Here is a 22,062-nt window from a genome sequence, read left to right on the forward strand (position 1 = left end):
GCGACGGGCAGATGTGCTGCCCGGGCGGTCGGTACTGTGTCAAAGCCATGAATCTGCGCCCCAGCCATCCCGTCGGTCTGTCGCTCGGCGCGCTGCCCGGTCTGGTCGCCGCGGTGCCGGCCGATGCCGCTGCGCTTCCTGAGGTTCTGCTCACCGGCGTCACACTGAGGGGCCAGGACGCGCAACCGGGTGATCTGTTCGCTGCGCTGCCGGGGTCCCGAGCGCACGGGGCCCGCTACGCGGCAGAGGCTGTCGAGCGCGGTGCGGTGGCGGTGCTGACCGACGAGGACGGCGTCGCCGAGATCGCCGGGCGTGACGGCCTGGCGGTGCCGATAGTGGTGCATCCGCAACCGCGCGCGGTATTGGGAGAGGTCGCCGCCGCCGTCTACGGTCGGCCGTCGGATCATCTGCGCGTCATCGGTGTGACCGGCACGTCCGGCAAGACGACCACCACCTATCTGGTCGAGGCCGGCCTGCGCGCCGCGGATCGGGTGGCTGGGCTGATCGGTACCGTCGGCGTCAGGGTCGACGGCCGTCAGCAGCAGGGTGGACTGACCACGCCGGAAGCACCCGAGCTCCAGGCGCTGCTGGCGGTCATGCTCGAACAGGGGGTGGACACCGTGGTGATGGAGGTGTCGAGTCACGCATTGACCCTCGGCCGCGTCGACGGCGTGTCGTTCGCCGTCGGCGGCTTCACCAATCTGTCGCGGGACCATCTCGACTTCCATCCGACGATGGAGGACTACTTCGACGCCAAGGCGCGCCTGTTCGATCCGGCCTCACCGACACACGCCGCCGAGTCGGTCATCTGCGTCGACGACGAGTGGGGCCGGGCGATGGTGGCCCGCGCGGGCAAGGCGGTGACCGTGAGTGCGACAGGTCAGGCCGACTGGCGGGTCGAGGACATCCGCTCATCGGCCGAAGGCGGCGCGCAGAACTTTCTCGCCGTCGACCCCGCCGGGGTTCACCACAGGCTGCAGATCGGGCTGCCGGGCAGCTACAACGTCGCCAACTGCCTTCTGGCGGTGGCACTGCTCGATGCGGTGGGGGTGTCGCCGGAGCAGGCCGCACCGGGACTGCGCGCCGCCACCGTGCCCGGCCGCCTCGAGACCGTCGACCGCGGCCAGCCGTTCCTCGCGCTCGTCGACTACGCCCACAAGCCGGGCGCGTTGCGCGCCGTGCTCGCGACCCTTCGCGAGCACTGCGACGGGCGGCTGGCCGTCGTGTTCGGCGCCGGCGGCAACCGGGACGCCGGGAAACGTGAGCCGATGGGCCGGGTGGCCGCCGAGTTGGCGGACCTTGTGGTGGTGACCGACGACAATCCGCGCGACGAGGATCCCGCCGCCATTCGCGCGGCGATCCTGAAAGGTACTGAAGGCGCTCCTGTCGAGGTCGTCGAGATCGGTGACCGGCGCGCCGCGATCGATCATGCAGTGGCGTGGGCACAGGCAGGGGACATCGTGTTGGTCGCGGGCAAAGGCCACGAGGCGGGCCAGACCAGCAAGGGCCAGACGCGGCCCTTCGATGACCGCGAGGAGCTCGCCGCGGCACTGGAGGCGAGGCCGTGATCGCGCTGACCCTGAGCCGGATCGCCGAGATCGTCGGCGGCCGGCTCGCCGACGTGTCCGCCGACGAGGCGAGCCGCATCAAGGTGACGGGCACAGTCGAGTTCGACTCCAGGAAGGTGACTGCCGGCGGTCTGTTCCTCGCGCTTCCGGGCGCACGCACGGACGGGCACGACTTCGCCGGCACAGCCATCGACGCGGGCGCGGTAGCGGTGCTGGCGGCCCGCCCGGTCGGGGTGCCCGCGATCGTCGTCGACCCGGTGGCCCCGGACGCCGGGGCCGCGGGGACGGCGGGGGTGCTCGAACACGACGCCGACGGCTCCGGTGCCGGGGTGCTCGCCGCGCTGGCACGGCTGGCGGCCGCGGTGGCCGCCGAACTCGTCGCCGACGGGTTGACGATCATCGGCATCACCGGCTCGTCGGGCAAGACGTCGACCAAAGACCTCATCGCCGCGGTTCTCGCCCCGCTCGGCGAGGTGATCGCCCCGCCGGGGTCCTTCAACAACGAGCTCGGCCATCCCTGGACAGTGCTGCGCGCCACCCCCTCGACGGATTTCCTGGTGCTGGAGATGTCGGCGCGTCACCCCGGCAACATCGCCGCCCTGGCCCGGATCGCCCCGCCCTCGATCGGCGCGGTGCTCAATGTCGGCACCGCCCATCTCGGTGAGTTCGGCTCGCGCGAAGCCATCGCCACGACGAAATCTGAGCTGCCACAGGCAGTTCCGGCTTCCGGCGTGGTGATCCTCAACGCCGATGACCCGGTCGTCTCCGCGATGGCGGACAAGACGGCCGCCCGGGTGGTGCGGGTGGGCCGCGGACCTGACGCAGACGTGCGCGCCGACGGGGTCAGCTTGGATCCGCTGGCGCGGCCCAGTTTCACGCTGCACGCAGCAGGCTCCCAGGTCCCCGTCACCCTCGCGGTGCACGGCGACCACCAGGTGTCCAACGCGCTGACGGCCGCGGCCATCGCGCTGGAGTGCGGCGCCACGCTGGAGCAGGTGGCGGCATCACTGGCCGCGGCGGGTCCGGCGTCGCGGCACCGGATGCAGGTCAGCACCCGCGGCGACGGCGTGACGATCATCAACGACGCCTACAACGCGAACCCGGATTCGATGGCCGCCGGGCTCAAAGCGCTCGCCTGGATGGCCAGGGAAGCCCGCAGCTTTGCCGTGCTGGGCGAGATGGCCGAGCTCGGCGAGGACTCGATAAGCGAGCATGACCGCATCGGCAGACTGGCCGTGCGCTTAGATGTCTCTCGACTCATCGTCGTCGGATCCGGGAGGCCTATGAGCGCCATGCTGCACGGGGCGGTCATGGAAGGGTCGTGGGGATCGGAGGTGACCCAGGTCGCCGACGCCGACGCCGCGCTCGCGCTGTTGCGTGACGAACTTCAGGACGGCGACGTGGTCCTGGTGAAGGCGTCCAACTCCGCCGGTCTGGGCGCGCTGGCCGATGCGCTGGCAGCCGACGCGACCGGCGAGGGCGCTCGATGAGGCAGATCCTGATCGCGGTCGCGATCGCGGTGGCGGTGGCGATCCTGCTGACCCCGGTGCTGATCCGGTTGTTCACCCGGCAGGGGTTCGGCCATGAGATCCGCGAGGACGGCCCACCCAGCCACCACAAGAAGCGCGGTACTCCGTCGATGGGTGGCGTGGCGATTCTGGCGGGTATCTGGGCCAGCTATTTCGGCACCCACCTGGTCGGCGTGCTGATGGACGGAAAAGGTCCGTCGGCCTCGGGGCTGCTGGTCCTCGGGCTTGCCACGTCGCTGGGTGTCGTCGGTTTCCTCGACGATCTGATCAAGCTGCGGCGCGCGCGCAACCTGGGTCTGAACAAGACGGCCAAGACGGTCGGAATCCTGGTCGCCGCGGTGCTGTTCGGTGTGCTCGCGCTGCAGTTCCGCAACGCCGACGGGCTCACCCCGGGCAGCGCCGAGCTGTCCTACGTGCGCGAGATCGCGACGGTCACACTCGCGCCCGCGGTGTTTGTGCTGTTCTGCGTGGTGATTGTCAGCGCCTGGTCAAATGCGGTGAACTTCACCGACGGGCTCGACGGCCTCGCCGCAGGCGCGATGGCGATGGTCTGCGCGGCCTATGTGTTGATCACCTTCTGGCAGTTCCGCAACGCCTGCGCGACCAGCCCCGGTGTGGGTTGCTACAACGTGCGCGACCCGCTCGATCTCGCGATCATCGCCGCGGCCACCGCCGGAGCTTGTATCGGGTTCCTGTGGTGGAACGCCGCGCCGGCCAAGATCTTCATGGGTGACACGGGCTCACTGGCGCTCGGCGGCATCATCGCAGGCCTGTCGGTCACCAGTCGCACCGAGATGCTCGCCGTCGTCCTGGGCGCCCTGTTCGTCGCGGAGGTCACCTCGGTCGTGGTGCAGATCCTCGCGTTCCGCACCACCGGACGCCGGGTGTTCCGGATGGCGCCGTTTCACCACCACTTCGAATTGGTGGGTTGGGCCGAGACGACGGTGATCATCCGGTTCTGGTTGTTGACCGCCATCGCCTGCGGTCTGGGTGTGGCGCTCTTCTACAGCGAATGGTTGACCACTGTCGGGGCTTGAGCCCCTGGCCGAGGGCGCGCGTGTCCTCGTCACGGGTGCGCGCGTCACCGGCCGGGCCATTCTTGCGGCGCTGACACCACTCGGGGCGCGAGCCACGCTGACCGACGACAGCCCCGCCGCACTGACCGCGTTCGCCCAGCAGGGCGTGGAGGTACTCGATCCCGCCGCCGCCGTCGACCGGATCACCGATATCGAGCTCGTGGTCACCAGCCCGGGCGTCCCGCCCACCGCGCCGGTGCTGGCCGCCGCCGCGGGGGCAGGCATTCCGATCTGGGGGGACGTGGAACTGGCCTGGCGGCTGGACAGGTCCGGCCGGTTCGGCCCGCCCCGGAAGTGGTTGGTGGTGACGGGCACGAACGGGAAGACGACGACGACGTCGATGCTGTTCGCGATGCTCGAGGCGGCAGGCATGCGGGCCGTGCTGTGCGGAAATATCGGCGACCCGGTCCTGTCGCTGCTGGACCGTCCGGCCGATGTGCTGGCCGTCGAGCTGTCCAGCTTCCAGCTGCACTGGGCGCCGTCGCTGCGCCCCGAGGCCGGCGTGGTGCTCAACGTCGCCGAGGATCACCTCGACTGGCACGGTTCGATGCAGGCGTATGCCGCTGACAAGGCGCGGGTCTTGACGGGTCGGGTCGCTGTCGGGGGCCTGGACGACGCTGTCGCGGCCGGACTGCTGCGGGATTCGCAGGCACCGGTCAAGGTCGGCTTCCGGCTCGGTGAGCCGATGCCCGGAGAGTTGGGGGTTCGGGGTGGCATGCTGGTTGACCGGGCGTTCGGTGACGACGTGGCGCTCGCGGCCGCCGACACCATCCCGGTCGCCGGACCTGTCGGTGTGCTGGATGCGCTCGCGGCGGCGGCACTCGCCCGCGCGGTCGACGTGCCCGCCGAGGCAATCGCCAAGGCGCTGGCGGCCTTCCGGGTGGGCAGGCACCGCGCTGAGGTCGTCGCCGTCTCCGAGGGCATCACTTACGTCGACGACTCCAAGGCAACCAACCCGCACGCCGCCCAGGCGTCGATCAACGCGTTCGCGCGAGTGGTCTGGGTGGCTGGAGGTTTGCTCAAAGGTGCGTCGGTCGACGAGATGGTCGCCGCGACGGCGCATCGCCTGGCCGGTGCGGTACTGATCGGGCAGGACAGAGCGGTCATCGGCAACGCGTTATCGCGACACGCGCCGGATGTCCCCGTCGTCGAGCTTGTGACGAGGGAGGATTCTGTGGTGCATGAGAACGATGTGGCCGGTGTTACTCGTGTGACTCGGATGGTCGAGGTCGGCGCCAGGCCGCTCGGAGAGGCTGTCATGGCCGCAGCCGTGGACGCCGCACGCAGTCTGGCCAAGCGAGGCGACACCGTGCTGCTCGCCCCCGCCGGGGCTTCGTTCGATCAGTTCACGAGCTACGGGCACCGCGGCGACACCTTCGCCGCGGCCGTGCGCGCAGCGACCGGGTAGACCCGTGAGCACCATCCTCCACCGGCTGCGCAGCCGCCGCGCCAACCCGGCGAACGACGACGGACATACCGGCAAGCCGGCCGCCGCCCCGGCCGCTCAAGCGGCAATCGCCATGCCGCGCACCCGCATCGGCGCATGGCTGAGCAGACCCATGACCTCGTTCCACCTGATCGTGGCGATCACCGCGCTGTTGATCACCATGGGTCTGACGATGGTGCTGTCGGCCTCGGGCGTGTACTCCTACGACACCGACGGTTCGCCGTGGTCGGTATTCGCCAAGCAGCTGCTGTGGACCGTGATCGGACTGTTCGCGTTCTATGTTGCGCTGAGGACGCCGGTGGCCATCATGCGCCGCTTCGCCTTCCTCGGCTACGGCTTCACCATCGTCCTGCTCGTGCTCGTGCTCATCCCGGGAATCGGCAAGGTGGCCAACGGTTCTCGCGGCTGGTTCGTCGTGGCCGGGTTCTCGATGCAGCCCTCGGAGCTGGCCAAGATCGCGCTGGCGATCTGGGGCGCCCACCTGCTGGCGGCCCGGCGCATGGAGCACGCCTCACTGCGCGAGATGCTGGTGCCGCTGGTGCCCGCCGCGGTGATCGCGCTCGCCCTGATCGTCGCGCAGCCCGACCTCGGGCAGACGCTGTCGATGGGTGTCATCTTGCTCGGTCTGCTCTGGTACGCCGGCCTGCCGCTTCGGGTGTTCCTGACCTCCCTGGGAGCCGTCCTGGTCTCCGGCGTGATCCTGGCGCTCGCCGAGGGCTACCGCTCGGCGCGCGTGCAGTCGTGGCTCAACCCCGGCGCCGACGCCCAGGGTTCGGGCTATCAGGCCCGGCAGGCCCGCTTCGCGCTCGCCAACGGCGGCGTGTTCGGTGACGGTCTCGGTCAGGGCACCGCCAAATGGAACTATCTGCCCAACGCGCACAACGACTTCATCTTCGCGATCATCGGTGAGGAGCTCGGTTTCATCGGTGCGGCGGGCCTGCTGGTGCTGTTCGGATTGTTCGCCTACACGGGAATGCGGATCGCGCGCCGCTCCGCCGACCCGTTCCTGCGCCTGCTCACCGCCACCGCGACGCTGTGGATCCTGTCCCAGGTGTTCATCAACGTCGGCTACGTCGTGGGGCTCCTTCCCGTCACCGGCCTGCAGCTCCCGCTGATCTCCTCGGGCGGCACCTCGACGGCCACCACGCTCCTCATGATCGGCATTATGGCCAACGCCGCGCGTCACGAGCCCGAAGCGGTGGCCGCGCTGCGCGCAGGCCGCGACGACCGGGTCAACCGCATCCTGCGGCTGCCGCTGCCTGCGCCGTATGTGCCCACCCGCACCGAGGCGCTGCGCGACCGGCTGCGTCGCCGCCCCAACCAGCCCGACAAGGCTCCCCGCGCGGCCAGAGACAAGAAGTCGTCCACCAAGACCAAGCCCCGCAAGCCGCAGCCCGCCCGGCACCCGGTGCGGTCCGGGAGGCCGTCCGGCGGCTACGGTGATACCCAGCGCAATCAGGGCCGGAGGGCTCGCACATTGGAAGGTCAGCGTTACGGGTGACGGGGATTTCTTTCCCGGCGGGGCAGGAGCGCAGCGACCGGGGGATATCGGTCCCGGCGGGGCAGGAGCGCAGCGACCGGGGGATATCGGTCGTTCTCGCCGGCGGCGGCACGGCAGGCCACGTCGAACCCGCGATGGCGGTCGCCGATGCGTTGACCGCGCTGGACCCGCAGGTGCGCATCACCGCGCTCGGCACCCAGCGGGGCCTGGAGACCAGGCTGGTGCCCCAGCGCGGATATGACCTCAAGCTGATCACCCCGGTCCCGCTGCCGCGCAAGCTCTCCGCCGACCTCATCCGGCTGCCGATGCGGGTGCGGAAAGCGGTCAGGGAGACGCGGGCGGTGCTCGACGAGGTTTCCGCCGATGTCGTCATCGGGTTCGGCGGTTACGTGGCGGTGCCGGCGTATCTGGCCGCCCGGCGCCGCGTGCCGGTGGTGGTCCACGAAGCCAACGCCAGTGCCGGATGGGCCAACAAGGTCGGCGCCCGGTCGGCTGTGCGCGTGCTCTCCGCCGTTCCCGATCCGGGTCTGGGACGCGTCGAGGTGGTGGGAGTGCCTGTGCGCGAGACGATCACCTCTCTGGACCGCATGGCGTTGCGCGCAGAGGCGCGGGCGCACTTCGGGTTCGCCCACGACGCGAAGGTGCTTCTGGTGTTCGGCGGGTCCCAGGGCGCACAGTCGCTGAACCGGGCGGTCTCGGGGGCTGCCGAAAGCCTTGCCGCCGCGGGCATCTCGGTGCTCCACGCGCACGGGCCGAAAAACACCCTGGATCTGCGCACGCCGCGACCGGGCGATCCGCCGTACGTGGCGGTGCCCTACCTCGACCGGATGGATCTCGCTTATGCCGCCGCGGATCTGGCGGTGTGCCGGTCGGGGGCGATGACGGTCGCCGAGGTCAGCGCGGTGGGGTTGCCCGCGGTGTATGTGCCGCTGCCCATCGGTAACGGCGAGCAACGACTGAACGCACTCCCGGTGGTCGAGGCGGGCGGCGGCATCCTCGTCGACGACCTTTCTCTCACATCGGAATTCGTCGCAGGAACGGTGTCCGATCTACTCGGCGACGAGGCCGGTATCAAGGCGATGACAGCCGCTGCGGTGCGGGCGGGGCACCCCGACGCGGCCCGCCGGGTGGCCGAGATCGCACTCGACGTCGCGCGCGGGGGGCGGCGATGACCACGGACCTGCCGGAGGAACTGCAGCGCGTCCATATGGTCGGCATCGGCGGAGCCGGTATGTCGGGCATCGCGCGCATCCTGCTCGACCGCGGGGGACTGGTGTCGGGGTCGGACGCCAAGGACTCTCGCGGGCTGATCGCATTGCGGGCCCGCGGCGCCCAAGTTCGCGTCGGCCACGATCCGGCGGCGCTGGACATGCTGCCCGGCGGGCCGACCGCGGTGGTCACCACACACGCCGCGATCCCGAAGACCAACCCGGAGCTGGTCGAGGCCCGCAACCGCGGCATCCCGGTCATTCTGCGGCCCGCCGTGCTGGCCAAGTTGATGGCGGGTTACACGACGCTGATGGTGACGGGTACGCACGGTAAGACGACCACGACGTCGATGATCATCGTTGCGTTGCAGCACAGCGGTTTCGACCCGTCCTTCGCCGTCGGCGGCGACTTCGGGCAGGCGGGTACGAACGCTCACCACGGCAGTGGTTCGTGCTTCGTCGCCGAGGCCGACGAAAGCGACGGCTCCCTGCTTGAGTACAGCCCGGACATCGTTGTCGTCACCAACATCGAGGCCGACCACCTCGACTTCTACGGCAGCGTCGAGGCCTACACCGCGGTCTTCGACCAGTTCGTCGAGCGCATCCGGCCCGGCGGAGCCCTGGTGGTGTGCGTCGATGATGCCGGTGCCGCGGCGCTGGGGGAGCGCGCCGCCGCGCTCGGGGTGCGGGTGCTGCGCTACGGCAGTGCCCAGGATCTCGACGCCACGCTGGTCGAGTGGACACAGCAGGGCACCGGCGCGGTCGCCGAGATCAGGCTGCGGGGCGAGAGCGGCCCTCGTGTCGTGCGACTGTCGGTGCCGGGCAGGCACATGGCGCTCAACGCGCTGGGCGCTCTTCTGGCGGCGATCGAGGCCGGCGCACCGGTGGACACGGTGCTCGAGGGGCTCGCCGGATTCGACGGCGTCCGACGCCGCTTCGAGTTGGTCGGAACCGCCAACGGGGTCCGGGTTTTCGACGACTACGGCCATCACCCCACAGAAGTGCGGGTCACGCTCGCCGCATTGCGTGCCGCGGTCGAGGGGCAGGGACGCGCGATCGCGGTTTTCCAACCCCATTTGTATTCGCGCACAGAGACTTTCGCCGCCGAGTTCGGTGAGGCGCTGAGCGCCGCCGACGAGGTCTTCGTCTTGGACGTCTACGCCGCGCGGGAGCAGCCTCTGGCCGGGATCAGCGGGGCTACCGTTGCCGACGCGGTGACCGCGCCCGTGACGTACGTGCCCGACTTCTCCGCGGTGGCAGCCCGGGTAGCGGCATCTGTGGCCCCTGGCGACGTCGTGGTGACGATGGGCGCCGGGGATGTCACGCTGCTGGGCCGCGAGATCCTTGCTGAAGTTGAGGCCAGGGCATGACGGAGCCGATGGAGCCCGAGACGGCCGAGGCATCCGCGAAGTCCGAGACGCCCGAGCCATCCGAGCCGTCGGAGCCGTCGGAGCCATCCGGGACGTCCGAGACGTCCGAGAACGAGGACTTCGAGGGCCCGCGGCGGCGCGCCCGCCGTGAACGCGAGGAGCGGCGGGCGGCGCAAGCCAGGGCCACCGCGATCGAGGAGGCCCGCCGAGAGGCCAAGCGCAAGGTCCTGGGCCAGCCCGAGCCGCAGGCGAAAACCCTCGGCCGCGGCACGGTGCGGGGGCTGAAAGTCCTGATGTGGACCGCGGTACTCGCCGTCGTCGTGGTGGGCCTCGGGCTTCTGCTGTACTTCACGCCGATCATGTCGGCCCGCAGCATCGTCGTGACCGGGGTGGGGGCGGTGACGCAGGAAGAGGTGGTGGCCGCGGCGGCCGTCGCGCCGGGAACGCCGCTACTTCAGGTGAACACCGATGCCGTCGCCGAGCGGGTGGCGGGGATCCGGCGCGTCGCGTCGGCCCGGGTGCAGCGTCAGTATCCGTCGACGCTGCGCATCACGATCGTGGAGCGGGTGCCTGTGGTGGTCAGGGACTATCCCGATGGCGTGCACCTGTTCGACAAGGACGGCGTGGATTTCGCCACCGGCCCGCCGCCGCCCGGCATTCCGTACCTGGAGACCGACAACCCCGGGCCCAACGATCCGGCCACCGAAGCCGCGCTGCAGGTGATGACGTCGTTGCGGCCCGACGTGGCCAGCCAGGTGGGCCGCGTCTCGGCGCCGTCGATGGCCTCGATCACGCTGACGTTGATCGACGGCCGGACCGTCGTGTGGGGGACGACCGACCGCACGGAGGAGAAGGCCCTCAAGCTGGCCGCCCTGTTGACCCAACCGGGCCAGGTCTACGACGTCTCCAGCCCGGATCTGCCGACCGTCAAGTAATCCCGCGCGCGACACAAGAATTTCGTGTCGTTTCGGCGCGCCTGCCCGGCATGTCTGGCGCCCGGCCCTACCGTTCTGGTTGCGCGGAACAACTTGACATAACTCTAAGCCTCTTGTTGAGGTTGAGGGTTTGCTCCAGCGGTTATCCGTACCACGACAGGCAATCCGAAGGCAGGAAGGGCACCCATGACCCCCCCGCATAACTACCTCGCAGTCATCAAGGTGGTCGGCATCGGCGGCGGTGGCGTCAACGCCGTCAACCGGATGATCGAACAGGGCCTCAAGGGCGTCGAGTTCATCGCGATCAACACCGACGCGCAAGCGTTGTTGATGAGCGATGCCGACGTCAAACTCGACGTCGGCCGCGATTCGACCCGCGGCCTGGGCGCAGGCGCGGATCCCGAGGTGGGCCGCAAGGCAGCCGAAGACGCCAAGGACGACATCGAGGAGCTGCTCCGCGGCGCCGACATGGTGTTCGTGACAGCCGGCGAAGGCGGCGGCACCGGCACGGGCGGGGCGCCCGTCGTCGCATCGATCGCACGCAAGCTCGGCGCGCTCACCGTCGGCGTGGTGACGCGACCCTTCTCCTTCGAGGGCAAGCGGCGCAGCAACCAGGCCGAAAACGGCATCCAGGCGCTGCGCGAGAGCTGCGACACCCTCATCGTGATCCCGAACGACCGGCTGCTGCAGATGGGCGATGCCGCCGTATCGCTGATGGACGCGTTCCGCAGCGCCGACGAGGTGCTGCTCAACGGCGTGCAGGGCATCACCGACCTCATCACCACGCCGGGTCTGATCAACGTCGACTTCGCCGACGTCAAAGGCGTCATGAGCTCGGCAGGTACCGCGCTGATGGGCATCGGCTCGGCGCGCGGTGACGGACGCGCCCTCAAGGCCGCCGAGATCGCGATCAATTCGCCGCTGCTGGAGGCCTCGATGGAGGGTGCACAGGGTGTGCTGCTCTCGGTCGCCGGCGGCAGCGACCTGGGCCTGTTCGAGATCAACGAGGCGGCCTCGCTGGTGCAGGACTCCGCTCATCCCGACGCCAACATCATCTTCGGCACCGTCATCGACGACTCGCTCGGCGACGAGGTGCGGGTCACGGTGATCGCCGCCGGCTTCGACGCCGCCGGACCGGGCCGCAAGCCGGTGACGGGCGAGACCCAGGCGGCTGCGGCGCAGGCGGCGGCTCCCGTCGCATCCGGAAAGGCCGGGCGGGTGAACTCGACGATCTTCGAACCCTCCGACCCGACCAGCGTGCCTGCCGGGCACACCAACGGTGCGACGGTCCGGATCGGCGGCCCAGATGACGGCGGCATCTCCGATGACGACGTCGACGTGCCGCCGTTCATGCGCCACTAGTCCGCCCGGTCGCACTGTGGCTCTTCGGGTCAGGCGTGTGACCACCACTCGCGCCGGCGGGGTGTCGAAACCACCCTTCGACACGTTCAACCTCGACGACCACGTGGGCGACGATCCCGCGGCGGTCGCGGCCAATCGGCGCCGCCTCGCTGAGGCGATCGGGCTGGGCGGCGACGCGGTGGTGTGGATGAATCAGGTGCACGGTGCCAACGTCGCCGTTGTCGACCAGGGCGGCGAAACCGTCTCTGACACCGACGCTTTGGTGACGACGACGCCGAGATTGGCGCTGGCGGTGGTGACCGCCGACTGTGTGCCCGTGCTGATGGCCGACGCGAGGGCTGGCGTCGTGGCCGCGGTGCACGCGGGCCGTGTGGGCGCGGCGAGCGGAATCGTCGCGCGGGCGCTGGAGACGATGGTCGAGTCCGGTGCCGATGTCGGTGATGTGTCGGTGCTGCTGGGGCCCGCAGTCAGCGGCCGCAACTACGAGGTGCCCGAGGCGATGGCTGCCGAGGTGGACCAGGCGCTGCCCGGCAGCCGGACGACGACGAGTCGCGGCACGCCGGGCCTGGACCTGCGCGCCGGAATCGCCGCGCAGCTGCGGTCGTTGGGCGTCAGGTCGATAGACGTCGATCCGCGGTGCACGGTCGACGACCCGAAGCTGTTCAGTCACCGGCGGGACAACCCGACCGGGCGGCTGGCGTCGCTGATCTGGTTGGAGCCCGTGCGATGACGTCCCGCGAGGAGGAGCTCGGCGCGGCACTGACAGCGTTACGCGAACGGTTGCGTCGTGCGGCAGCAGGTGCCGGACGGGATGTCGCCGACATCGAGTTGCTTCCCGTCACCAAGTTCTTCCCGGCCTCCGACGTGATCGCGTTGCACCGGCTGGGCTGCACGGCTTTCGCCGAGTCACGGGATCAAGAAGCCGCCGCCAAGGTCGAGGAGGTCGGCCGAGAGATCGGGGCGGCGCAGATCCGCTGGCACATGGTCGGGCGGATTCAACGCAACAAGGCGCGCTCGGTAGCCGAGTGGGCCTATGCGGCGCACTCCGTCGACAGCGCGAAGGTGGTCGCGGCGCTTGACCGGGCCGCCTTCGATGCCTTTGACGCAGGAAGACGATCCGGGCCGCTCAAGGTATATCTGCAGGTCAGCATCGACGGTGACGAAGCTCGAGGCGGGATCGACGTCGAGGCGACCGAGCGCATCGACGAATTGTGCGCCGCGATCGACGGCGCGGCAGGTCTGGAATTCGTCGGTCTGATGACCATCCCGCCACTGGGATCGGATGCCGGCGAAGCTTTCGCACGCCTGCAACGGGAGCGTGATCGGCTGCAAGCCCATTACCAGCAACGCCTGGGTCTGTCGGCGGGCATGTCCGGTGACCTCGAATCGGCGGTCCAACACGGATCGACTTGTGTGCGTGTCGGTACCGCTCTATTGGGGCAGCGACCGCTAACGTCACCGGAAGTAGTCACACCAGTCACACCTTCATCACACACCACAGCTTCGCTGGACTTTCCCGAGTCAGCGTCACCGCAAGAAGGGTCCGAACAATGAGCACTCTGCACAAAGTCAAGGCCTACTTCGGTATGGCGCCGATGGATGATTACGAAGACGACTACTACGAGGACGACGACCGCGGCCCCGCGCGCGGTTACCGCCGTTCGCGGGAGGACCGCTTCGAGGACGAGGGCTATTCGCGCGGATACGACGATCGCGCTCGCGAGTACGACGAGCCCGCGGCCTACCGCGGCGGGATGCCCGGCGGATTCGACGACGCCCGGTTCGAGCCCCGCATGCGGACTCCCCGTGAGTTCGACCGCACCCCACCGCGTTTCGGCGCAATGCGGGGTTCGACGCGCGGCGCGCTGGCGATGGATCCCCGCGGAATGGCCGAGCTGTTCGAAGCCGGCAGCCCGCTGGCCAAGATCACCACGCTGCGCCCCAAGGACTACAGCGAAGCACGCACCATCGGCGAGCGGTTCCGCGACGGCACCCCGGTGATCATGGATCTGGTGTCGATGGACAATGCCGACGCCAAGCGGCTGGTCGACTTCGCGGCAGGGCTCGCCTTCGCGCTGCGTGGTTCGTTCGACAAAGTCGCCACCAAGGTGTTCCTGCTGTCACCGGCGGATGTCGACGTCACTGCCGAGCAGCGCCGCCGCATCGCCGAGGCGGGCTTCTACGCCTACCAGTAGTCAGGCGCGTCTCCCCGGGTAGGCTGACTCTGTCGCGCTCGTGCCGCGGCCCAGGCTGTGCTTAGCCTGTTGTCAAAGTCACACATCTGCCTGAGTGAGGTCGGCTTCGTTGGCGCTCTTCTTCGAAATTCTGGGTTTCGCGCTGTTCATTTTCTGGCTGCTGCTGATTGCCCGGGTCGTGGTCGAGTTCATCCGCTCGTTCAGCCGCGACTGGCACCCGCGCGGAGTGACAGTCGTCGTGCTGGAAATCATCATGACGCTGACCGATCCGCCGGTGAAGCTGCTGCGTCGGATAATCCCGCAGCTCACGATAGGTGCAGTCCGGATCGACCTGTCGATCATGGTGCTGCTTCTGGTCGCATTCATCGGCATGCAGTTGGCGTTCGGCGCCGCGGCCTGATCCGCGTCCGGCCCGGGACTATTCGGTCGCCAGACGCCCGCGGAAACAGGTTCGCGGGTGTTTCGACGGCAACCGGGAAAGTTGAGTTTCGGTCTTAATTATCGACCTCGCCTGCAACCGCCGGGTCTGGTGTGACAGGATGGACGCCAGTTACGTTCCAGTAAGGCTTTACACTTCGTGATCAGTTGACGGTCCAGACTTCAAGGGGGCAGACGATGCCGCTCACTCCTGCCGACGTGCACAACGTGGCGTTCAGCAAGCCACCCATTGGCAAACGCGGCTACAACGAGGACGAGGTCGACGCCTTCCTCGACCTGGTCGAGAACGAGCTGTCTCGCCTCATCGAGGAGAACACCGATCTGCGTCAGCGGGTCGCCGAGCTGGACCAGGAACTCGAGAGCGCCCGCGCCGGTGGAGCCGCCGCTCAGCCGACTCAGACCCTCCCAGTCTACGAGCCGGAGCCCGAACCCGCACCGGCTCCGGCTCCGCAGCCCGTGTACGAAGCCCCTCCCGCTCAGCAGCAGCCTGCCGCTCCGGCGACCGAGGATCAGCATCTGCGTGCCGCCAAGGTGCTCAGCCTTGCTCAGGACACCGCGGATCGTCTGACCAACAGCGCCAAGGCCGAGTCGGAGAAGATGCTGGCCGACGCCCGCGCCGAGGCCGATCAGCTGGTCACCGAGGCCCGGCAGACCGCCGAGACCACGGTCGCCGAAGCCCGGCAGCGCGCCGACGCAATGCTGGCCGATGCGCAGAACCGGTCCGAGACGCAGCTGCGGCAGGCACAGGAGAAGGCCGATGCCCTTCAGGCCGACGCCGAGCGCAAGCACTCCGAAATCATGGGAACCATCAACCAGCAGCGGACGGTGCTGGAAGGTCGCCTCGAGCAGCTCCGTACGTTCGAGCGCGAGTACCGCACCCGTCTGAAGACCTACCTGGAGTCGCAGCTCGAAGAGCTGGGGCAGCGCGGCTCGGCCGCACCGGTGGATTCGGGAGCCAACAGCGACGGGGGCTTCAATCAGTTCAACCGGGGCAACAACTAGTCGCGTGCCCCTAGCACCTAGGGTGGGCCCATGCTGATCGTCGCGCTCGTGCTCGCAGTCGTCGGTCTCGCTGCTCTGGTGATGGCTGTGGTCACCAGTAACGAGCTCATCGCCTGGGTGTGTATCGCCGCCAGTGTCATCGGTGTCGTGTTGTTGATCGTCGACGCGATCCGCGACCGCTCGAAGAGCGACGCTGACGAAACACCTTCTGGCACTGAGGTTCTCGCAGAGGACGATGCCGATTACGAGGACTATCCGGACGAGGCGCCGATCGCCGAGGAGTACGACGAGACGTCTCGTGACGACACAGTCGCCGTCGATGTGGCGTCCTCAGAGCAGCCCGACGAACCATCGGACGTCGAGAAGCCGAAGAACTGAGCGCCGCCGTCAGTCGTGCGCCGCGAGCAGCTGTCGGACCTCGTCGTCGCTGACCTGATGGAAATCCGCGAAGACCTGACCGACCGCCTGGAAGTGGGCGGGCATTGTCGAGCACACCACGTGGTCGGCCTCTTCGCGAAGTAGCCGGCACACCGTCGGCGAACCCACCGGAGCGCCGACGACCACATGCGCGGCACCGGCCTGACGGACCGACCGAACCGCGGCGACCATGCTCGCTCCCGTGGCGATGCCGTCGTCGACAAGGACTACCGTGCACCCCGTTATCTCCAGTGGCCCCCGGCCACCGCGGTAGGCCTCTTCCCGGCGGTGCAGTTCTGCGGTCTCCCGGGTGATGGCATCGCGCACCTGCTCGTCACCGATTCCGAGGCTGCGCAACAGGTCGTGGTTGAGTACCACGCCACCGCCGGTGGCGACCGCACCCATCGCGAGTTCGGGCCACTGCGGAACCCCGAGCTTGCGGACGAGGCAGACGTCGAGAGGGGCGCCCAGCGCGTGTGCAACCTCCGCCCCGATCGGAACGCCACCGCGCGCCAGTCCCAGGACTTGTAGGTTCTGTTGTCCCGGATAGCGGGCCAGGTATCCGCTGAGATCGCGCGCCAGGATCCGGCCCGCCTCGCGACGGTCCCGAAAGGTTCGTCTTTTGTCACTCATGGCACGGTCGTGTAGGGGAGTACCCGTTCGATTATGGGGTTATCCACCAGTGGAGACGAGGGAGACCATGGGCATCGAATACGAAAGTGTCGTCGACCATCCGCGCGACGAGGTGTGGAACTGGTTCAGCCGTCCGGGCGCGATGCCTCGCCTGGTACCGCCGTGGCAGCCGATGACGGTGCTCAAGGAAGCCGAGTCGCTGGCCGACGGCACCGCGGTCTTGGGGTTGCCCGGCGGTTTGCGCTGGGTGGCGCGCCACGACCCGTCGGCCTACGTGCCGGGTAGCCGCTTTGTCGACGAGTTGTCCTCCCACGGCATCGCGTCATGGCCGCCGCGGGTGATTGGCGGATGGCGCCACATCCACACGTTCTCCGACTTAGGCGCACAGACCCGGGTCCATGACGAGGTGGACGCCGTGGTGCCTGCGGCCGGGCTGCGCTCGACGTTCGTCTACCGGCACCGTCAGCTCGCCGACGACCTGGCTGCGCACCGCAGGGCTTCCACGGCGGGGATGGCGCCCATGGTCGTCGCGGTCACCGGAGCCTCCGGGTTGATCGGTTCGGCGCTGAGCGCATTCCTCACCACCGGCGGTCACCGGGTCATCAAGTTGGTGCGCGGTGCCGCGGGCGGCGCTGACGAGCGGCACTGGGATCCATTGGCGCCGGCCGCCGACCTGCTTGCCGGCGTCGATGCAGTCGTGCACCTGGCGGGCGCATCCATCGCGGGACGATTCACCGACGAGCACCGCAGGGCCATCCGGGACAGCCGTATCGAGCCGACGCGGCGTTTGGCCGCGGCCGCGGCATCGACGGAGAACGGCCCTCGCACCTTCATCTGCGCTTCGGCGGTCGGCTTCTACGGATTCGACCGCGGTGACACCCTGCTGACCGAAGACAGTGCGCGCGGGGACGGTTTCCTCGCCGACGTGGTCACCGATTGGGAGGCGGCGACGGTCCCCGCGTCCGACGCCGGACTGCGGGTGGTCAAGGTGCGGACGGGAATTGTGCAGGCCGCCAACGGCGGAACGCTGCGCCTACTGCGCCCGCTGTTCGCCGCTGGATTGGGAGGACGGCTCGGCAGCGGCAGACAGTGGTTGTCCTGGATCGGTCTCGACGATGTGATCGACATCTATCACCGGGCCTTGTACGACGACCAGCTCAGCGGTCCGGTGAACGCCGTCGGTCCTGAGCCGGTCCGAAACACCGAGTACACCAAGGAGCTCGCGCGGGTGCTGCACCGCCCGGCGCTGCTGCCGGTGCCGTCGTTCGGGCCCCGAGTGTTGTTGGGGGAGCAGGGCGCCCGTGAACTGGCGGAGGCCAACCAGCGGGTCATTCCATCGAAACTGCTGAGTCGAGGTCACGAATTCCGGCACCGCGATGTCGCCGACGCGCTGGCACATCAGCTCGGTCGTGAGTGACCTGCCACGTGTGTCAGGAAGCCGTGCACCAGTGCGCGAATCGGTACCCCGGTGTCCTCGGCGAGTTCGGTTGTGCGGGTAAGTAGTTCGTCATGGGTCAAACCGGTGGCGGCAACGTCGCCGGTGTGGTCGGCGGCGAGCCAGATCTTGAGCAGGTCCGCGTCGACCTCCGGATGGAACTGGAGGGCCATTGCGCGGCCGAGAACGAACGCCTGCGATGCATCAGGGGTCCTGGCGATCTCGGTGGCTCCGGGCGGCAGGGTCCAGCGGTCGAAATGCCACTGGAACCACGGTCCACCCGGCACCAGATCCGGCCGGTCGGTGGGGATGTCGTACCACCCGATCTCCGGGCGGGGACCGCGCGACACAGTTCCGCCGAAGGCCTGGGCGAGCAGCTGCCCGCCGAAACACACACCGAGCAGCGCGATCCCAGCGTCGGCCGCATCGCGGACGAGTTGCATCTCGGCGCTGACCCAAGTGTCCATGAGCGCCTCGTCGTAGACGGGCCACGACGCACCGAGCGGGACGATGACGTCATATCCGGACGGGTCAGGGAAGTCGACGTCACCTGCGGGGTGGGCGGCCCGTTCGGCCGGGACGACCTCGAACGAGTCGATATCGAATCCGTGTTCGGCGAACGCGTCACCGAGGAGGGCCGGGGTCGCGATGTGCTCGTTGAGCAGAAACAGAACCTTGGGTGCCACGCCGGCCATTATCTGCCCGGCGGCACCGCTGCGCGGAATCAGGCGACGACTCCGGATCTTCTACCATGGCGGACAGCATGAATTCCCTAGCTGCCAGCGTGTTCGCCGTCGTCGCGGTATCGGCGGCGGCGCTGCATTTCGCGTTTCTCGGCTACCTCTTGGTGGGTGGGTTCCTGAGCTGGCGCTGGCCCGGCGCGCTGTGGCTCCATGTGCCGGTCGTCGGGTGGGCCGTGGCCAGTCTGGCGTTCGGCCTGCCGTGCCCGCTGACCGATCTGGAACGCATCGCCCGCGCTGCAGCTGGAATGGGCGACATATCGGCGCAAGGCTTCATCGACCACTACATCACCGGTGTCTGGTACCCGGGAGATCTGGCAATCCTGGTGCAGGCGTTGGTGTTTACGGCGATTGCCGGTTCATGGATCGGCTTCGGTATCCGTTCTCGGACACGACCGACAGCGTCGCCGGCCCGCTGATCGGAGTTGAGAATTTCGGGCCCTCACGCCACTGAAGAAAGCAACAGGGCCACCTCCGGGGAGGTGGCCCTGTTGCTCAGGGAAGCTACTTCACGTTGACGTAGTAGACGTACCCGGTGATGGTCTGCTGATAGGTGCGGTCGCCGAAGAAATCCCGCACGGTACCCCGGATGGGAGCGCCGCGGTTGACACTGACGACGCTGGCTTGATCCAGCGGGGTGTCGGATTGCTTCTGGACGATGACGCGGTTGCCGTCGGCTTCGAGCTGGCTGATCGTGGCCTGCGCGTCGGAGCCGGTGGGTGCTGCCAGTGCCGGCGCGGCCAGTCCGAGGACGGCTGCGGACAGTCCGGCTACTGCGGCGGCGGTGATGCTGAACTTCTTCATGGTGGTGATGCTCTTCCCTGTGTCGGGTCGGAGCCGTGGAGCGTGTCGCGCGGTTTCGACTTTCTCTTGTTCTTCTCGATCGTGATGATCTGACCTGTTAAACCCGCAGGTCAGCCTATAAATTCCGCTGGCAGGAATTGGCGGGCGGTTGGCAGTATCACGTCGATGTGACTTGGCGGCGAACGAGCAAGACCGTCCTCACCCAAGCCTGATCAACAGCATCGATGTCGTACCCCGCTGGCATAATCGAACACATGTTCGACAGATCGCTTCCGGAACCGGCAGGGCTGGCGGCTGCCAGTGATGTGGTGCTGGCCGAGGCGATTTCCGGGTGGGCGGCGGTGTCTGCGGCGGCGGAGGCTCGGAAACTGGCTGCGATTGCCGAGGTGTATCGGCGTGCGTGCACCGGTGAGCTTCGGGCCCGTGATGCCATCGATGACACCGAGGCCGCCGCGGCGGTCGTGTCGTGCGCGTTGACCGTCAGTGCGGGCAAGGCCGTGGGGCTGGTTGGTCTGGCATGCACGTTGCGGGACCGGCTGCCGAAGGTCGGGGCGCGTTTCTTGGCAGGCGAGATCAGCGGCGCGATGGTCGCCACAATCGCATGGCGCACGTTCTTGGTCGCTGAGTCAGCACTGCCCGACATTGATCGCGAGATCGCCGAACGCGCTCCAGCCTGGGGCACCCTTTCCCAGCACGGTTTGGATAAGGCCATCGACGTGTGGGTGGATCGGCACGATCCGGACGCGGTGCGCCGGACCCGGGTGGCAATGCGGGGCCGCTATTTCGCGATTGGGGACCGCGACGATCGGTCTGGGGGCACCGTCAGTGTGCACGGGCGCGTCGGCGTGCTGGATGCCGCTACGATGCATCAGCGCCTGGTGGCGATGGCGTCCTATCCATGCCCGCGGGATCCGCGGACCGTCGATCAGCGACGCGCCGATGCGGTGGGGGCAGTGTTCGGGTCGGGCTCGTTCTTCCTGGCCTGCCAGTGCCCCGATCCTGAATGCAAAGCCAAGATCGACGATGGTCGGGCCCGGAACATCGTGATCCACGTGATCGCCGAGCAGAACTCCCTGTCCGCTGACCCCGATCCGGAGATGCACGGGGAACAACCCCGCCCTTGCGCCACGACGCCCACCCGAAGGCGGACACCTGCACCCGCGGCTGACCCTCGTATCGAGCCTGTGCCGGCCGAGGCAGAGGCAGAGCCAGAGCCTGAGTCGCCGGCCGAGGCCGAACCAGGGGCCGCCCAGTCAATTGCCGCAGAGGCTGAGTCGGCCGAGGCTGCACCGCGGTTCAAAGCAGCCTTGATCCCGAGTTTCGGGTCTGCGATCGTGCCGGCCCCGCTGCTGGCCGAATTGATCATCCGCGGCAGCCGAATCCGCGTCGTGGACCCCGCGAACCTCAAAGGAGAGTTGGGATACCGGCCCTCGGCGGCGCTGGCACGTTTCGTTCGTGACCGTGACCTGACGTGCCGGTTCCCCGGCTGCAACCGTCCGGCCACCCACGCCGACATCGATCACACCAGGGCTTGGCCCGCCGGAGCGACCCACCCCGCCAACATCAAAGCCTATTGCCGTACACATCATCTGATCAAAACCTTCGTGCCCGGCTGGAAAGACCGCCAACACCCCGACGGCACCCTGACCGTCACCGCCCCCTCCGGGCTGCAATACACCACAAAGCCGTTGAGCACCTTGCTGTTTCGTGATTGGAACATCACCAACCCACCCGCACCGCCACCCCCGGCCACAGCCACGGCCACACCAGCACCGACCCTGCCGGGCCGGCATCCCAAGATGCCCACCCGCCAGAACACCCGCGCCGACAACCGCGCCGCCTACATCGCCACCGAACGACGCCTCAACGCACAACAACGAGAAGCCGAAGCCGGCCCCACATTCACCACTCCCGCTCCGACACCCCGCCCCACGAGCGCTGACCCACCGCACCCCGGGTATCAACCCCCGCCCACCGATTGGGGCGACGACCCACCACCCTTCTAGGGGTTGAGGCATCTGACTTTGCCAGGGTGGTCTCGCCTTATTGGCAGCCAGATCCAACGGTTTGCCACTAGGTATCGCACATTGGCCGGAACACGAAATCCACGCATCCTGAAGACGCAACAAACTTCGCTGTCGCGAGTTTTGTCGCGGACCATCGCGTTGTTGATCAATTTGACAATCGCTCATGCGTTCGGTTCGCGAGCGAATTCTTCGATCCTTGACCCGTCCGAAATAGCCGTTCGCTGACTGCTGATGGTAGTCCTGTGTAAAGCTACTTTACACAGGTAAATCGACTAACAAACCTTTTCGACGGTAGTTTGCAGGCTCCTGATGCGCGCTCACCGGGTGGTGTCAGCAACGGTTGCTTGACGATCTGCCAACACTGGTGTTCTATGC

21 protein-coding genes are annotated in these 22,062 nt (G+C 68.2%); 18 read left to right on the forward strand and 3 right to left on the reverse strand.

All coding sequences use genetic code 11. The features are described 5' to 3' along the window. Window positions 1–47: 47 nt before the first annotated feature. From AWC12_RS03795 to AWC12_RS03865, 15 genes are all read left to right on the forward strand, one after another. On the forward strand, window positions 48–1,568 hold the full coding sequence (locus AWC12_RS03795; protein WP_024445456.1) for a UDP-N-acetylmuramoyl-L-alanyl-D-glutamate--2,6-diaminopimelate ligase: 1,521 nt from the start codon (window positions 48–50) through the stop codon (window positions 1,566–1,568). Next, entirely contained in the window at window positions 1,565–3,058 is a 1,494-nt protein-coding gene (locus AWC12_RS03800) for a UDP-N-acetylmuramoyl-tripeptide--D-alanyl-D-alanine ligase (RefSeq protein ID WP_085172498.1), read from the forward strand. Before AWC12_RS03795 ends, AWC12_RS03800 begins: the two co-directional genes overlap by 4 nt. After that, window positions 3,055–4,134, forward strand: coding sequence for a phospho-N-acetylmuramoyl-pentapeptide-transferase (mraY, locus tag AWC12_RS03805; protein ID WP_024445458.1), 1,080 nt, complete (start codon window positions 3,055–3,057; stop codon window positions 4,132–4,134). The genes AWC12_RS03800 and mraY overlap by 4 nt, the downstream gene beginning before the upstream one ends. Then, entirely contained in the window at window positions 4,121–5,581 is a 1,461-nt protein-coding gene (gene murD, locus AWC12_RS03810; RefSeq protein ID WP_085172500.1) for a UDP-N-acetylmuramoyl-L-alanine--D-glutamate ligase, read from the forward strand. The genes mraY and murD overlap by 14 nt, the downstream gene beginning before the upstream one ends. Before the next feature lie 4 nt (window positions 5,582–5,585). Beyond that, on the forward strand, window positions 5,586–7,121 hold the full coding sequence (gene ftsW, locus AWC12_RS03815) for a putative lipid II flippase FtsW (protein WP_024445460.1): 1,536 nt from the start codon (window positions 5,586–5,588) through the stop codon (window positions 7,119–7,121). 44 nt (window positions 7,122–7,165) lie between these two features. Beyond that, the gene (murG, locus tag AWC12_RS03820) at window positions 7,166–8,293 is read left to right on the forward strand and encodes an undecaprenyldiphospho-muramoylpentapeptide beta-N-acetylglucosaminyltransferase (RefSeq protein WP_272937872.1); all 1,128 of its coding nucleotides are present in this window, start codon (window positions 7,166–7,168) and stop codon (window positions 8,291–8,293) included. Then, window positions 8,290–9,699, forward strand: coding sequence for a UDP-N-acetylmuramate--L-alanine ligase (murC, locus tag AWC12_RS03825; protein WP_085172504.1), 1,410 nt, complete (start codon window positions 8,290–8,292; stop codon window positions 9,697–9,699). Before murG ends, murC begins: the two co-directional genes overlap by 4 nt. After that, complete coding sequence (locus AWC12_RS03830; protein WP_085172506.1) at window positions 9,696–10,634, forward strand: cell division protein FtsQ/DivIB; 939 nt, start codon at window positions 9,696–9,698, stop codon at window positions 10,632–10,634. The genes murC and AWC12_RS03830 overlap by 4 nt, the downstream gene beginning before the upstream one ends. 186 nt (window positions 10,635–10,820) lie before the next feature. Further along, window positions 10,821–11,996, forward strand: a complete 1,176-nt coding sequence (gene ftsZ / locus AWC12_RS03835; protein WP_024445464.1) for a cell division protein FtsZ — start codon at window positions 10,821–10,823, stop codon at window positions 11,994–11,996. A gap of 16 nt (window positions 11,997–12,012) precedes the next feature. Next, on the forward strand, window positions 12,013–12,726 hold the full coding sequence (gene pgeF, locus AWC12_RS03840) for a peptidoglycan editing factor PgeF (RefSeq protein ID WP_085172508.1): 714 nt from the start codon (window positions 12,013–12,015) through the stop codon (window positions 12,724–12,726). Then, window positions 12,723–13,550: a YggS family pyridoxal phosphate-dependent enzyme gene (locus AWC12_RS03845; RefSeq protein WP_085172510.1), complete on the forward strand. Its 828-nt coding sequence runs from the start codon at window positions 12,723–12,725 to the stop codon at window positions 13,548–13,550. Before pgeF ends, AWC12_RS03845 begins: the two co-directional genes overlap by 4 nt. Further along, window positions 13,547–14,191, forward strand: a complete 645-nt coding sequence (locus AWC12_RS03850) for a cell division protein SepF (protein ID WP_085172512.1) — start codon at window positions 13,547–13,549, stop codon at window positions 14,189–14,191. Before AWC12_RS03845 ends, AWC12_RS03850 begins: the two co-directional genes overlap by 4 nt. A 109-nt stretch (window positions 14,192–14,300) precedes the next feature. Beyond that, complete coding sequence (locus tag AWC12_RS03855) at window positions 14,301–14,591, forward strand: YggT family protein (RefSeq protein ID WP_024445468.1); 291 nt, start codon at window positions 14,301–14,303, stop codon at window positions 14,589–14,591. Window positions 14,592–14,806: 215 nt separating this feature from the next. Then, on the forward strand, window positions 14,807–15,631 hold the full coding sequence (wag31, locus tag AWC12_RS03860; protein WP_085172514.1) for a DivIVA-like cell division protein Wag31: 825 nt from the start codon (window positions 14,807–14,809) through the stop codon (window positions 15,629–15,631). Window positions 15,632–15,661: 30 nt separating this feature from the next. Next, window positions 15,662–16,009, forward strand: coding sequence for a phage holin family protein (locus tag AWC12_RS03865; protein ID WP_085172516.1), 348 nt, complete (start codon window positions 15,662–15,664; stop codon window positions 16,007–16,009). A 9-nt stretch (window positions 16,010–16,018) separates the two neighbouring features. Here AWC12_RS03865 and AWC12_RS03870 read toward each other — a convergent pair whose 3' ends face one another. Continuing rightward, window positions 16,019–16,681 carry a phosphoribosyltransferase gene (locus AWC12_RS03870; RefSeq protein ID WP_085172518.1) on the reverse strand — a complete coding sequence of 221 codons (663 nt, stop codon included), beginning with the start codon at window positions 16,679–16,681 and terminating at the stop codon, window positions 16,019–16,021. Between the two features lie 67 nt (window positions 16,682–16,748). On the opposite strand from AWC12_RS03870, the gene AWC12_RS03875 reads away from it, so the two are divergent. Continuing rightward, complete coding sequence (locus AWC12_RS03875; protein WP_085172705.1) at window positions 16,749–18,098, forward strand: TIGR01777 family oxidoreductase; 1,350 nt, start codon at window positions 16,749–16,751, stop codon at window positions 18,096–18,098. Here AWC12_RS03875 and AWC12_RS03880 read toward each other — a convergent pair. Next, a complete protein-coding gene (locus AWC12_RS03880) occupies window positions 18,080–18,811 on the reverse strand; it encodes a type 1 glutamine amidotransferase (protein WP_085172520.1) in 732 nt (243 codons plus the stop codon). The genes AWC12_RS03875 and AWC12_RS03880 overlap by 19 nt on opposite strands. 68 nt (window positions 18,812–18,879) lie before the next feature. Between AWC12_RS03880 and AWC12_RS03885 the strand changes: the two genes are divergently transcribed. Further along, window positions 18,880–19,275: a DUF2784 domain-containing protein gene (locus tag AWC12_RS03885; RefSeq protein WP_085172707.1), complete on the forward strand. Its 396-nt coding sequence runs from the start codon at window positions 18,880–18,882 to the stop codon at window positions 19,273–19,275. Between the two features lie 85 nt (window positions 19,276–19,360). On the opposite strand, the gene AWC12_RS03890 is transcribed toward AWC12_RS03885, so the two are convergent. Beyond that, window positions 19,361–19,660: a hypothetical protein gene (locus AWC12_RS03890; RefSeq protein ID WP_085172522.1), complete on the reverse strand. Its 300-nt coding sequence runs from the start codon at window positions 19,658–19,660 to the stop codon at window positions 19,361–19,363. Between the two features lie 254 nt (window positions 19,661–19,914). Here AWC12_RS03890 and AWC12_RS03895 point away from each other — a divergent pair, with 254 nt between their 5' ends. Then, entirely contained in the window at window positions 19,915–21,666 is a 1,752-nt protein-coding gene (locus AWC12_RS03895; RefSeq protein WP_085172524.1) for an HNH endonuclease signature motif containing protein, read from the forward strand. The last annotated feature ends 396 nt before the right edge of the window (window positions 21,667–22,062 follow it).

This window comes from Mycolicibacterium iranicum (assembly GCF_002101705.1).
Taxonomy (GTDB): domain Bacteria; phylum Actinomycetota; class Actinomycetes; order Mycobacteriales; family Mycobacteriaceae; genus Mycobacterium; species Mycobacterium iranicum.

What these genes read in the sequence shown, in the direction of transcription:
- AWC12_RS03895 (WP_085172524.1), top strand. Translation starts at nt 19,915, where the DNA reads ATGTTCGACAGATCGCTTCCGGAACCGGCAGGGCTGGCGGCTGCCAGT.
- ftsZ (WP_024445464.1), top strand. Translation starts at nt 10,821, where the DNA reads ATGACCCCCCCGCATAACTACCTCGCAGTCATCAAGGTGGTCGGCATC.
- AWC12_RS03795 (WP_024445456.1), top strand. Translation starts at nt 48, where the DNA reads ATGAATCTGCGCCCCAGCCATCCCGTCGGTCTGTCGCTCGGCGCGCTG.
- AWC12_RS03865 (WP_085172516.1), top strand. Translation starts at nt 15,662, where the DNA reads ATGCTGATCGTCGCGCTCGTGCTCGCAGTCGTCGGTCTCGCTGCTCTG.
- AWC12_RS03870 (WP_085172518.1), bottom strand. Translation starts at nt 16,681, where the DNA reads ATGAGTGACAAAAGACGAACCTTTCGGGACCGTCGCGAGGCGGGCCGG.
- AWC12_RS03845 (WP_085172510.1), top strand. Translation starts at nt 12,723, where the DNA reads ATGACGTCCCGCGAGGAGGAGCTCGGCGCGGCACTGACAGCGTTACGC.
- AWC12_RS03890 (WP_085172522.1), bottom strand. Translation starts at nt 19,660, where the DNA reads ATGAAGAAGTTCAGCATCACCGCCGCCGCAGTAGCCGGACTGTCCGCA.
- murC (WP_085172504.1), top strand. Translation starts at nt 8,290, where the DNA reads ATGACCACGGACCTGCCGGAGGAACTGCAGCGCGTCCATATGGTCGGC.
- AWC12_RS03850 (WP_085172512.1), top strand. Translation starts at nt 13,547, where the DNA reads ATGAGCACTCTGCACAAAGTCAAGGCCTACTTCGGTATGGCGCCGATG.
- AWC12_RS03830 (WP_085172506.1), top strand. Translation starts at nt 9,696, where the DNA reads ATGACGGAGCCGATGGAGCCCGAGACGGCCGAGGCATCCGCGAAGTCC.
- AWC12_RS03880 (WP_085172520.1), bottom strand. Translation starts at nt 18,811, where the DNA reads ATGGCCGGCGTGGCACCCAAGGTTCTGTTTCTGCTCAACGAGCACATC.
- wag31 (WP_085172514.1), top strand. Translation starts at nt 14,807, where the DNA reads ATGCCGCTCACTCCTGCCGACGTGCACAACGTGGCGTTCAGCAAGCCA.
- AWC12_RS03875 (WP_085172705.1), top strand. Translation starts at nt 16,749, where the DNA reads ATGGGCATCGAATACGAAAGTGTCGTCGACCATCCGCGCGACGAGGTG.
- mraY (WP_024445458.1), top strand. Translation starts at nt 3,055, where the DNA reads ATGAGGCAGATCCTGATCGCGGTCGCGATCGCGGTGGCGGTGGCGATC.
- AWC12_RS03885 (WP_085172707.1), top strand. Translation starts at nt 18,880, where the DNA reads ATGAATTCCCTAGCTGCCAGCGTGTTCGCCGTCGTCGCGGTATCGGCG.